The sequence below is a fragment of the Syntrophotalea carbinolica DSM 2380 genome (assembly GCF_000012885.1).
In the GTDB taxonomy this organism is placed as follows: Bacteria; Desulfobacterota; Desulfuromonadia; order Desulfuromonadales; family Syntrophotaleaceae; genus Syntrophotalea; species Syntrophotalea carbinolica.
Genome location: NC_007498.2, coordinates 1558148 through 1569754, shown reverse-complemented (window position 1 = coordinate 1569754; position 11607 = coordinate 1558148). Strand labels below are relative to the sequence as shown.

The 11607-nt window shown below is 52.1% G+C and carries 10 protein-coding genes and 1 tRNA gene; 3 read left to right on the top strand and 8 right to left on the bottom strand.

Features of this window, described 5'->3' with window-relative positions; all coding sequences use genetic code 11:
• Positions 1–37: 37 nt before the first annotated feature.
• Positions 38–487: a CBS domain-containing protein gene (locus tag PCAR_RS07565; protein ID WP_011341069.1), complete on the bottom strand. Its 450-nt coding sequence runs from the start codon at positions 485–487 to the stop codon at positions 38–40.
• Between the two features lie 641 nt (positions 488–1128).
• On the opposite strand from PCAR_RS07565, the gene PCAR_RS07555 reads away from it, so the two are divergent.
• Complete coding sequence (locus tag PCAR_RS07555; protein WP_011341067.1) at positions 1129–1581, top strand: response regulator; 453 nt, start codon at positions 1129–1131, stop codon at positions 1579–1581.
• Positions 1582–2097: 516 nt separating this feature from the next.
• On the opposite strand, the gene PCAR_RS07550 is transcribed toward PCAR_RS07555, so the two are convergent.
• Positions 2098–2970, bottom strand: a complete 873-nt coding sequence (locus PCAR_RS07550; RefSeq protein ID WP_011341065.1) for a DUF4824 family protein — start codon at positions 2968–2970, stop codon at positions 2098–2100.
• Positions 2967–4022 carry a DUF2157 domain-containing protein gene (locus tag PCAR_RS07545; protein WP_011341064.1) on the bottom strand — a complete coding sequence of 352 codons (1056 nt, stop codon included), beginning with the start codon at positions 4020–4022 and terminating at the stop codon, positions 2967–2969. Before PCAR_RS07545 ends, PCAR_RS07550 begins: the two co-directional genes overlap by 4 nt.
• Positions 4023–4336: 314 nt before the next feature.
• On the opposite strand from PCAR_RS07545, the gene PCAR_RS07540 reads away from it, so the two are divergent.
• Complete coding sequence (locus PCAR_RS07540; protein ID WP_011341063.1) at positions 4337–4651, top strand: pyrimidine/purine nucleoside phosphorylase; 315 nt, start codon at positions 4337–4339, stop codon at positions 4649–4651.
• Positions 4652–4848: 197 nt separating this feature from the next.
• A complete protein-coding gene (locus PCAR_RS07535) occupies positions 4849–5130 on the top strand; it encodes a DUF2325 domain-containing protein (RefSeq protein WP_011341062.1) in 282 nt (93 codons plus the stop codon).
• A gap of 132 nt (positions 5131–5262) precedes the next feature.
• Here the strand turns inward: PCAR_RS07535 and PCAR_RS07530 are convergent, their stop codons facing one another.
• The 5 genes from PCAR_RS07530 to tpiA all read right to left on the bottom strand — a co-directional run bounded on the left by PCAR_RS07530 (position 5263) and on the right by tpiA (position 11529).
• A complete protein-coding gene (locus tag PCAR_RS07530) occupies positions 5263–7485 on the bottom strand; it encodes a methyl-accepting chemotaxis protein (RefSeq protein ID WP_011341061.1) in 2223 nt (740 codons plus the stop codon).
• A 722-nt stretch (positions 7486–8207) separates the two neighbouring features.
• The gene (gene ltrA, locus PCAR_RS07525) at positions 8208–9611 is read right to left on the bottom strand and encodes a group II intron reverse transcriptase/maturase (protein WP_041531300.1); all 1404 of its coding nucleotides are present in this window, start codon (positions 9609–9611) and stop codon (positions 8208–8210) included.
• A 509-nt stretch (positions 9612–10120) separates the two neighbouring features.
• Positions 10121–10207, bottom strand: a tRNA-Leu gene (locus PCAR_RS07520).
• A 66-nt stretch (positions 10208–10273) separates the two neighbouring features.
• A complete protein-coding gene (gene secG, locus PCAR_RS07515) occupies positions 10274–10627 on the bottom strand; it encodes a preprotein translocase subunit SecG (RefSeq protein ID WP_011341058.1) in 354 nt (117 codons plus the stop codon).
• A 143-nt stretch (positions 10628–10770) separates the two neighbouring features.
• Positions 10771–11529 (bottom strand): triose-phosphate isomerase, encoded by a 759-nt coding sequence (gene tpiA, locus PCAR_RS07510; protein ID WP_011341057.1) that lies wholly within the window; start codon positions 11527–11529, stop codon positions 10771–10773.
• Positions 11530–11607: the final 78 nt, after the last annotated feature.

Below are 11607 nucleotides of genomic sequence, written 5' to 3'. Positions count from 1 at the left end.
AGGCTGCTGGTTTTTGCTTGTTATCGGTTGCTTTGTCCTAAAGGATTGTTCCGCAGTTACAACATTCCAGAGTAGCTTCTCCCTGTAATCCCATGTAGGTCCTTATAAGGTCCTTCCAGGTGACAATGCCTTCAACGTGGCCTTCCTCTGTCAGGACTGGCAGACAGGAAATGGAATTTCTCAATAACAGTTCAACCGCATCTTTGATCGAAGCGTGCGGGTGGGTGGTTATCAGATCCCTGGTCATAATTTGATGGGCTTTTCGTTCCCAGCGGCTAGCGTCTTGCGGGCGTTCGGCTGCAGTGCCCAAAAATGGGCTGGTAGCCTTAAGCAGATCGCGGTCAGAGATAATGCCGACCAGCTCCCCGTCTTCCAAAACCAGCAAATGATTGAACTTGGCGCTACAGAAAATGGCGTTGATGGAGCGCAGGGTGTCGTCCATCTGTACGGTCACCACCCGCTTAGTCATGATTGAGGCGATTCTCATGTATAATATTCCCTGTTGTGTTGCCTGAAGAAAAGCACCAGTAAAAAGCTGCGCGGCAAGATAGAGCACCTATCAAATTTAAGCTTCATTAAGGCAATCCCTGTGCCAAAAAACACATATTCGCTCGATTCAAGATTGAAATTGGCAATCCTTCTAATATTGTCATACGCTAGCAAATATTAGATTCTCTCTCCTTAAAGAGAACACACGGACAATGTCCCTAACCACTTGAAAAATGTGGACAGCAAGTGTGGCGTGCCACACTTGGGGGGCAGGCCGCCCCACATTCAGGAGGCTTTCCTCCTTCAGGCGGGTTGGGGGTGAAGTTAAGGTGTTTTGAGCAGTCCCGGGCCCATAAATACCCTCAATCCATTTGGTAATAACTCACAAATTACGAGGCCTGAAGATACAGAAACCCCGCCTGGCGATCCAAGCGGGGTTTTCTCGTAATCCAGTATGTTGAGGGGGCAGACTCAGCGCCTCACATTCTTCCTTTCTCATTAAGTTGCATGGAATAGTAATGCTGGTCCATTCTGGACTACCATATAAATCGTGTATCAGACAAGTTTGCTACAAAAGCAGGCCCTGCATAACCTGCTCCTTGGCGCAGTTCCTTTCATTACTGTTTTTAGGGTTTTGACATGAAGGTAAGGGCTATAGTTTTTGATGATGATGACATGTGTCGGACCTTGATTGCCAATTTCTTGCAGCAAAGAGGTTACGAAGTGGTCTGCTTGCCGGACCCAATGGCCTTTCCACTTTATCAGAGCCCAAAATGCACATGTTCGCAAGATGAGGTTTGCTGCGATTTTTTGCTGACGGACAATCGGATGCCTAAAATGACGGGCCTGGAGTTAATCGATCGCCAGGCCAGTGGGGGATGTAAAAAATATGTCGGCAACAAGGCGGTGCTTTCTGGCTCGTTGACTGAGGATGAGCGACAGAAAGCCCGACGTCTCGGCTGCAAAGTCTTTCATAAGCCTTATAAACTCGAGGAGATTGCCGCTTGGCTTGATCTGCAGGAAATGACAATCTCGCCCGATAGAAAGCTCGCAAAAATCGACTTTGACGAAAACGGTCCTCTTGAGAATTAAAGAGGCCACTTTGGCATCCCAGATTTTTGAGGCTATGTAAGTTATGCCTCAAAAGTTACGATTACCAGAACATCGAACGGTCCAACCTGTTTCCCATAGGTTGGACCGTCTTGCATTATGTTCTAAATTCAGTCCTAGATTATCTGGGATTTATCAGACGGTTTCCATGGCCCCGAGGGTGGATGCTTTTCGGCAATAACTGGAGGATGGGTTTACTTCAGATCAGGTGGTGGGTTGGAAGATAATAAGCACTGTTTGGACTGGTGCGTTCGCTTGATGATTACCACAAGGCCATATTGTGCCCTCGGAAATATTTTCATACAAAAAAATGGCCCCCCATGTATCGGGAGGCCATTTTCTATCCTGTTTTCATGCAGTATGAAAACATTTTCGCCCATAAATATCCGATTAAACTAACTAACGAATGAATTCATACAGTTTTTGCCCCGGTTATTGATTAAACAGAGAGGCTCTTTTTTTCATATCGGCCAACAGGTTCAATGAGCTCCAAACGACTCAAATCACACCGTTATTATTCGATGGCTCCACCTCATCGCCAGCGACTTTATCGATCGCCAGGATCCACGGCTCTAACCGCTGGCCGAAAGCGACCTGCACCTGGTAACGGACACGCGCCGGGGATTTTGGATTGTAATAGGTATAACCGGGACGAATGCGCGAACCTTCCGCCAAGTCCTGCAAATCGGAATACAAGGGCCGCGGCACATGCAATTGTTCGACAAGAATCTGCTGCACGCGCCCGGACAGATGCCTTCGTCTGCGGTTATCTTTCGTCTTTGGCCGCCAATCGACCTGCATACGAACCTGGGCCGCGACAATAATGTACCGCCCCCGGTCGCTGTACCGTTCCCTTAAAGCCCTGGGATCCAGCCCGGCATCGATGGCAAAAAGACGGGACGCAACCGTCAGTTGAAACAGCTTTTCCTTTTTCTGCCTTTCGGCAGCTTCAGCCTTCAACTTACCCTGCGCCACCTGCAACGCAAGAGACTCTATTTTTTCGCGCTGGCGTTGCCGATACTGCTGCCAGGCGACGCCGTCATATTCGAGAACCACATACGCTTTTTTAGGCAAAGCCCGCCTGATGTGTTTATCCTCCACTTCCATATAGGGTTCCGTGTCAAACCCGAGTTCGGCAAGTTTGTCTTCATCGAACCATTCCCAATGGTCGGCGTCATGATTCACATTGAGGCGCAGAGAGACACCGGTATTTTCCTTACTCCTGAAATTCCATGCCAGGGGCAACTCCCGTTCGCTCAACGTCAAAACGGCCTCCGGAGCACCGCGACGGTTGTGCGCCACCCCCACCAGCACCACGACATTGACCGAGATAAGCAACCCGAGCGCCACATAGAGATATCGACGTTTCATGCCATCCTCCCCCGGGCGCCGGCCCGCAACCGCTTGAGTACCATTAACAGCAATATCGCGCTTAAACCAAGCACCAGAAAGAATAAATACTTGGGCATCCAATCCCACCACCAGTCAAAAAACTTGGTGTAAAGATAAAGGACAAAAAAGGTGCTGCCCAAATTGGTGAGCCCCGACCACTGCCGCCGTATTCCCAGGGCGATGACACCCCCGGACAACAAAAATCCAAGCACCTGATATCCCGCCTCGATGACCTTCGGGTCCCAGAGAAGATAACTTCCCGCTCCCCAATTGGAGACAATCAGGATGGCGATAAACATCACCAAAAGACCGTATCCCCGATAAAGGTTCGGAAAATCCCCATGACGACGATGAGGCAGGCTGCCGGCACAAGCCAGCAACGCGCCGGCGACCAAAAAATTCTCCGGCCGTTCACCGAACGAAAGCCAGTAGCAGCCGCTCCAGGTACCGACGGTAGCCGCCATATAGCCCATAAGGCAGGTCATGCCGGCGACCAGCATCAAGCGAAGCCCGAGCGCATACGCCAGGATCAGGGCAAATGCCCCCCAAACCAGGAAGGCATTCGGACTGGGCGTAATATTAAAAATGGTCCCCAGAACGGAAAGATCAAGTACAAAGCAGGTCAAAGCCATAAGGCTGAAAAGGGATGCGAAGTAGAGCGTTTTCTCCCGACGGGCGGCGAAATCCACGCCTAAGACCGCAACCATCGGAGCTACGACCAGAATCCCCACCTGCACGCCGGTTCCCAGCCATCCCCAAAACCTGTAAAAGAAAAAGAACACGGCCGCCGACAAAGCCAGGGCGCCGAGAAAAGAAACGATACGCATGCTCCAGCTGAGTTGCTTATCCGATCGGCTGATATCGACATCGTATAACGAGGAGAACCGGGCCAGCATCGTCTGATGATGTGCCTCCAGACGAAGCTTCTGAGACTCATCCAGAACCAGGACATCCTCATCTTCCAGTGTTTCCAGTTCCTGCCTGAAAGCACGAATACGGTCGGCGCGTTGCTGAGCCTGCTCTTTCTGCATGCCAAACCTCCAATTTATGAGTTTTACTCAATGTCCATACTATAAATTGGCACATCTCCATGGTCAACATCAAAGAACCTGTAGAAGCATACATCGCATGTGTATCAGTCCTGCTTCAAGAATCGCATGCCTGCCTTAAGGGTACACCATGCGCGATTTATATCGAGAACGTCTCCGGGCCATGTTTTATTTGACATTCATCGATAAGCGAACCATGATTCATGGCGTTAAGCCCTGGATCGTATCGATCGCAAGGATAACGACCGCCCTTTGCGTGGGTATCATCTTCATAACCATATCAGGAGAACAAAACCATGTCAGAGTTCAAAAATGTCACTCTCATCAAAAAAGCCAACGTCTACTACGACGGCAAGGTCACCAGCCGCACTGTTATCTTTGCCGATGGCACGAAAAAAACCCTCGGCATCATGATGCCGGGCGAATACACCTTCGACACGGCCGCGGCCGAAGTCATGGAGATGCTGGGCGGATCCATGGAAGTACTGCTTCCCGGCGCCGAAACCTGGCAGTCTTTCCACGAAGGACAGAGTTTCGAGGTACCGGCAAACTCCCAATTCTCCCTTAAAATCAAGGAAGTCGCCGATTATTGCTGCTCGTACCTGAAATAGCGCCATAAAGATCAGGGGGCCAAAATACTGGCCCCCTGCCCCTTCTATAGTTGGCTCCTCCTGCCAGTCTTTAATTTTTTACTTGAAAACGGTTTTCATTTTCTGCTACTTTGCGAGGCAGGTTACCCCTTTGCAGGGGTAATAGGTCATTTTACGAGTTTCGTTGTCGTACTTTCCCAAAGAAGGAGAAAGCCGCCATGTCCCTCCTCATTATCGGTGCCGATCGAATCAATGCCCTGATCCCGCGCCTTGAAGAAATCGGCGCCACCCGCATTACCCATTGGCCGGCCCGCAACAGCAAAACCGCTAAAAACACCATTCCGCGTCATGTGGATGCCGTGCTGTTTTTCACCGATTTTTTACATCATACGGCAGCGCGCAAGATCAAATCCCAGGTCAAGCAACTCGGGATTCCCGCTATATACAGCCGTCGCAACTGGAGCGAGTTGGCTGAGCAAATGCAACGTCTGCCGCGCTGAACCGTTTAAACAACATACTTTGATCTTCGCTGCAAACTCCCTCTCAGATAGATTTAAAACAAATAGCCATGCCATAAAAATAAAGCGCCCCAGAGGAGCGCTTCAAGATACATCAGAACGGGTGACACCACATTATTTAAGCAACAAATGGTTCGACTGTTTTTGATCTTTCAACTTAAACTGAGAAATGAGTTGCTCCAGAACATTGGCCTGACTGGAAAGCTGTTCAGCCACGGCAGCGTTTTCTTCCGAAGTGGCGGTATTTTGCTGGGTCACGGCATCGATTTGCGTCAACCCCTGGTTCACCTGGATAATGCCTTCAGCCTGTTCCTGAGAAGACATCGCCATGCCACTGATCAAATCGGTCACACGAGCAATTTCCGCCACGATTTGCTCCAAAGCGGAAGCTGCATTGCCGGCAAGCTCGCTACCATGTTCTGTTTTGTTTACCGAACCCTCGATGAGTTCCGCCGTTTCTTTGGCAGCCACGGCACTGCGGGCCGCCAGGCTGCGGACCTCTTCGGCTACTACGGCAAAGCCTTTGCCATGCTGACCGGCGCGGGCGGCCTCCACGGCGGCATTGAGAGCCAACAGATTGGTCTGGAAGGCAATTTCGTCGATAACCTTGATGATTTTGGAAATATCCCGACTTGAAGCGTTAATGTCCTGCATAGCGGAAACCATATCCTCCATCTGGGATTTTCCGGTTTCAGCCACTGTCCGCGCCTTTGCAGCCAACGCATTTGCCTGTACCGCAGTATCGGCATTATCCCTGGTTTTGGCTTCAAGCTCCCGCATGGAATCAGCGATCTGTTCCATGGAGCTGGCCGATTCGGTCGCCCCCTGCGACAATGCCTGACTGCTGTCGGCAACCTGATCGGAACCGGAAGAAATCTGGCTGCTGGCCCGCTGAACCTGGGCCATCAGATCATTCAAGGCACGATTGGTGTTTGCCAGCGGTTCCTTGATCATACCGGTAGCTTCAAAAGTAAAATCCCCTTCGGACATTCGCTGGAAAGTGGCCAGTATTTCATCGCCGAGATTATCCGCGAATCTGTTCATCGTCATGGCCAGTTCGCCGATTTCATCCTGGCCTTGGATATCCAGGCGTTGATCGAGCTGGCCGGCTTCCAAGGCATTCAGCATGGCGACAGCCTGCCCCAACGGCTTGCTGATGGCACGTCCGCCAAGTGCGGCGCCGATAACCGTACAAGCACCGGCAATCACGGCAATCATGACAATCCACTTTTCCATGACCTGAAGATTGCTATTGACGCCGGCTATCAAATCCTCGATGTCGCGGGCATCGTATTCGGCCACAATCGCCCAGTCCCACGGTTTGTAGTAGGATACGACCCCAAGTTTTGTCGAAGATTTTCCCGTATCTGCATCTTTCAGTACATATTTTTCGACAAAGGTTTCGATCCTTCCGGAGGTGCTGTTCAGTTCAGCGGCTTTCTCCACGATATTCTTGATATAGGGCGAAGCATTCTCGTCCTTCGCTGACAGAAGATTCTGGCCTTCGACGGCTTTGTCTTTTGAAAGAAGAATCCGGCCCTTCTGATCCTTGGATACCCCGACCACATAGACATGACCGGAACGACCGACCACGATATCGAGGATACCTTTACGCAGGCTTTCGACATTCTCCTGTTTTTCACCGAAATACAGCACGCCGATGACACGGCTTTTATCTTCATTCCAGATCGGTTTGTAGGCGGTTATATACCAATCATTGACCACAAAAGCCCGACCGATATAGGTCTGCCCTTTAAGCACAGCCTCGATGACCGGATTCGGCTTGCCACCATGGATGCGGGGAATGAAAGTCCCGATGGCCCTGCTGCCGTCCGCTTTGAGCACATTGGTGGCCACTCGAAGCATATCGCCTTCATCGTTGATGCGCTGAAACACCGTGGCGGTTCCACCAACCAGTTCATAAACCTTGTCGACCAAGGGCGTGACCTCCTCGGCCTGGGTGTTTTTGCCTAGCCAAGCCCCGCCCACATACATCTTCGGAAGATCAACAGCAACCTTCTGCTTGGTAAACTGATTGACTGCCGTCCAGGACACGGTCTCATCCGAAAGGGCAATGCCGCCGGCATGATCAAGCAGTTCCTGGGCGACATTCAGGTTGGCCTGAACCTGCTTGGTGACCGACTCGGCCATAGCCTGGGACATCAGGTAAATATTCTGCGCAACCTTGGCCCCCTCCTGTTCAGCCATTAATTCAATTTCCCGGTCGATCTGCTTTTGGAGAACACCTTTTTGATACAAGGCAACACCGACAATGCTTATGGCGGTAAGAACGATCAGAATGACGCCGCCGACTGTAATTTTCCCCTGAATTTTCATAAGTCCCCATCCTGTTTCATAATGCTTACTGCAAAATAAAATTTCAACGCTTCACACGATGAAAGTGACCGGATAACTTTTTTGCATTTGCCCCTGGCCTGAAGAGGGTTTTGGCCGAGGAAAACCGAATCCGGGACCGCGACCGAAGAGTCGAACAAACTTGTTCCCCAATGATGCGGGATACTCCCTTGAATCTTATGACCAAAAAAACAATGAAAAACGCCACCTGTCGCAAGAAACAGCCCCACGATATGCATACGTATACATAACTAGAAATTGGGTCTGTTTAAAAAAGGCGTGGGATGCATCGCAATCAAGATTGAAATGCAGTCCTGTTCGTCTACAACGATGCCTGATTGGTACCCAGGAGAATTTACTAAGCCAGGAAGAAAATCAGTACACGACCAAAAGGCATGTTCACACTGTTGGGCACGTCGTAAACATTGGCCGCACGAATGCGCTAATCTACAACAGCACGCTGTAAACTAAATCGGAATAAATATCCGACCTTCTGACTTAATGTTTCTTATGTGATTTGGTGATTTTGAAAGAAAAATAAAATTGCAAATTCAATATATGTTCTTATATCAAAACGATTCCATTATTTCCAGAAAATAAAAATAACGCTTAACCTTTATTTCATTTTTTTGAATCGGGTAGGAGGCGGGGTTACCCCCGCCGTCCTCCCACACCACCGTGCGTACGGTTCCGTACACGGCGGTTCACAAAGCGCACTGAAAGCGTCTGCGGTAATCTACTAACGAGACCAGCCCCAGTCTGTCGAAGTAGGATTTCCGAAGTGCATCGTGCATATGCGAGGCTCCTGAGTTCCACCAGGGGCCTCGCTCATTTGTGGCGGATCGCCACGCCCGATGCTCTGGCAATCCCCGCCGCATCAAATTCCTGGCTCGGGTAAAGGGGCGCTTCCACTGTCGCCACAGAATGCAGCGCAGTTTCCGCCTGATCCAACCATCAAGATCCTCGAAGATACCCTTAACCTCCGCCAGGCGAAAGTAGGCGATCCAACCTCGAAGCTTCGGAGTGGTCTCTTCGATGACCCGCTTGAGACGGCGTCCCCTTCCCCGCCGAAAGATTTCTCGCAAGCTAGTCTTGAACCGCTTCACGGAAGATCCCGCCACTTTCAGGCGGGGCTTTTTGTGAGAGGTCATGCTGTAGCCCAGAAAGGTTCTTTCCCAGGGGCGGCCAACGGCGCTTTTGACGCGGTTGACTTTGAGCTTGAGCTGCTGTTCCAGAAACCGTGTCAACGAGGTCATGACTCGCTCGGCCGCCCGGCGACTATGCACGTAAATATTGCAGTCGTCGGCATAGCGGCAGAAGGCGTGGCCCCGCCTCTCCAGTTCCTTGTCAAACTCGTCGAGAAGGATGTTCGACAGCAGGGGCGAAAGCGGGCCGCCCTGCGGCGTCCCCTGCACCCTTGGCGAAATAATCCCCCCTTCAAGCACACCGACCGTCAGATATCGGCGAATCAGCCCTAATACCCGGCGGTCTTTGACTTTGCGGGCCACCCGCGACATGAGTATGTCGTGGCCCACGCGGTCAAAGAATTTCTCCAAGTCGATATCGACCGCCCAGCGCCGCCCGGAGGCTACGTGCCGACGGGCGGACTGAACGGCTTGGTGGGCGCTCCGTCCGGGACGAAACCCGTAGGAATGCTCGGAGAATTCCGGTTCAAACAGCCGCATCAGCTCCTGATGCAGCGCCTGCTGAATGAGCCGATCCAGCACCGTGGGAATGCCGAGCATACGCATCCCGCCACCGGGCTTGGGAATTTCCACCTTCCGCACCGGCTGAGGCTGGTAGGTTCCGGTCAGCAGTTCTTCTTTGATGCGCGGCCACTGCTCCTGCAGGTAGGTCTTAAGGTCGCCAACCGGCATTCCATCGATGCCCGCCGCGCCCTTGTTCCTGACCACTCGCTGGTAAGCCGCCATCATGTTGCCGCGACTGACGACTTCTTCCATCAGCCGCGTTGCCACTTCCGTCCAGGATGATTCACTGCATGCCGTGACGTTTGACGCACCGATGCCGTACTCTCGCGACTTCCGGTCGCTACCCTCGGACCTGGCCCCCGGCATCTCAACCAGGGCTTCTGCTTCTTCGATCGTCATCGAAATTCGTGCCTCCTGAAAAGCGCCTCGTGTTCGGCCCTTCGCCAAAGTGGTTAGCCCGGCTATTATGGCCTCTGCTGACTTCTGCCAACCCATCCCGACACCTTGCGATGCCGGTAGCACGAGGCAGGTTGACAGATCTCCCAGGGTAAGACGCGTGACCTTCCTTCCACATACCCGCCGCATATACAGCACCACCCTCCCGGATGACTATCGGGCTTTGAAGACTATGGCCTTCTCGCCCGGATGGCACTGCCTCGTATGCGATTCCTGTTCGTCGGGCCGGAAGTTTGCCTACAGCTTCCTTCAGATTCCACCTCGCGGTGGACACCCTTGCTGTTCAGCTAACGGTTCCCGTCATCAGGGTCCGTAGGGGACTTGCACCCCCAAGTCATCCGACTGCCACCACAGCAGCCCAAACAGCGCCAGTCAAGACGCTACGCGCCATGCCTGGCGCACCATAAAAAAAAGCCCGTAATCAAAAATGATTACGGGCTTTTATCTTTTTATGGTGCCGAAGGCGAGACTCGAACTCGCACGACCAATTGGCCACCACCCCCTCAAGATGGCGTGTCTACCAGTTCCACCACTTCGGCGTTGAGCGAGAAACTTTATACTTTTTTATGCGGCTTCTGTCAACATGAAATTGCGTGATTTTTATTTTAGTTTCCGGGTGCGGCTTTTTCTTCGACCGGCGCCGGAGCCGCAGGGGCTTCTTCAGGGGTTACCGTCTGTTCCTGTACGGTCGGAGTACCCATCGTCTCCGGCATGACGCTGTCAACACCGGGAATCTTGTAAAAATAAGCCAGAATCAGGCTGGTCAGCATAAAAACGATCGCAGCACCGGTCGTGAGCTTGCTCATAAAACTCGCGCCGCCGGTGGCACCGAAAACGGTTTGGCTGCCACCTCCGCCGAATGCCGCGCCGACTTCAGCGCCCTTGCCGCCCTGCAGCAGCACAATGACAATAAGGGCCACACACACCAGCACATGAAGAATAATCAAAAGGGTCAGCATATCTATCAACTCCTAAAGTGAACATTGATTTCGCGAATGCGCGAACTTAACACAGATCACCCGCAATGAAAAGGGGCAAGAACGACCCCGCAGCCAAAGCAACCTGCAGGGGCTGTTAAACGACGTGCCCTGCATGTCTTTCCTTAAACCGCTTTGAACTTCACGATACGGATAAAATCTTCGGCGTTAAGGCTGGCGCCGCCAACCAGCGCACCATCGATATCGGGTTGTTGCAGCAGACCATCGACATTGCCGGGTTTAACGCTACCTCCATAGACGATTCTGACCTGTTGAGCCACTTTGGAACCGAAGATATCGTTAACAAGGCTGCGAATAAAGCTGTGCGCCTGCTGAGCCTGACTGTCGGTGGCGGTTTTGCCGGTACCGATAGCCCATACAGGCTCATAGGCCACCACAATCTGTTCCATGGCAGCCGCATCCAGCCCCTCCAGGCCGCACCGCACCTGGCGCTCAAGAACATCAAAGGTCTTGTCCGCCTCCCGCTCCTCCAGCGTTTCACCGATACATAAAATAGCCGACAGCCCGGCATCGATAACAGCCTTGACTTTGCGGTTGATAAAAGCATCGGATTCGGCGAAAAGCTGGCGGCGCTCGGAATGCCCGACGATAACATAGCGACAACCGGCGTCTTTCAGCAAGGCTGGCGACACTTCGCCCGTAAAGGCCCCCTGATTTTCAGGGTAACAATTCTGGGCAGCCACAGAAATGTCGCTTTTCTCGAGCGTGGCGATGACCGCAGCCAACGAGGTGAATACGGGAGCCACGACAATGTCGCGGTCAACCACATCGGACAGCGCGCCTTTCAGCTCTCCCACCAGGGCCGCGGCCTCCGCCGATGTTTTATGCAGTTTCCAGTTTCCGGCAATAAAGGGTCTGCGCATCTTTTCCCTCCGGACAATGCAGTAAGTGTCCCTCGCATAAAAATTGGAGCGAGGGACATACGTTTGCTGACATACCCG

Excerpts from the sequence above, each read along its gene's own strand:
- PCAR_RS07565 (WP_011341069.1), bottom strand. The coding sequence starts at position 487 with ATGAGAATCGCCTCAATCATGACTAAGCGGGTGGTGACCGTACAGATG.
- PCAR_RS07555 (WP_011341067.1), top strand. The coding sequence starts at position 1,129 with ATGAAGGTAAGGGCTATAGTTTTTGATGATGATGACATGTGTCGGACC.
- PCAR_RS07550 (WP_011341065.1), bottom strand. The coding sequence starts at position 2,970 with ATGAAACGTCGATATCTCTATGTGGCGCTCGGGTTGCTTATCTCGGTC.
- PCAR_RS07545 (WP_011341064.1), bottom strand. The coding sequence starts at position 4,022 with ATGCAGAAAGAGCAGGCTCAGCAACGCGCCGACCGTATTCGTGCTTTC.
- PCAR_RS07540 (WP_011341063.1), top strand. The coding sequence starts at position 4,337 with ATGTCAGAGTTCAAAAATGTCACTCTCATCAAAAAAGCCAACGTCTAC.
- PCAR_RS07535 (WP_011341062.1), top strand. The coding sequence starts at position 4,849 with ATGTCCCTCCTCATTATCGGTGCCGATCGAATCAATGCCCTGATCCCG.
- PCAR_RS07530 (WP_011341061.1), bottom strand. The coding sequence starts at position 7,485 with ATGAAAATTCAGGGGAAAATTACAGTCGGCGGCGTCATTCTGATCGTT.
- ltrA (WP_041531300.1), bottom strand. The coding sequence starts at position 9,611 with ATGACGATCGAAGAAGCAGAAGCCCTGGTTGAGATGCCGGGGGCCAGG.
- secG (WP_011341058.1), bottom strand. The coding sequence starts at position 10,627 with ATGCTGACCCTTTTGATTATTCTTCATGTGCTGGTGTGTGTGGCCCTT.
- tpiA (WP_011341057.1), bottom strand. The coding sequence starts at position 11,529 with ATGCGCAGACCCTTTATTGCCGGAAACTGGAAACTGCATAAAACATCG.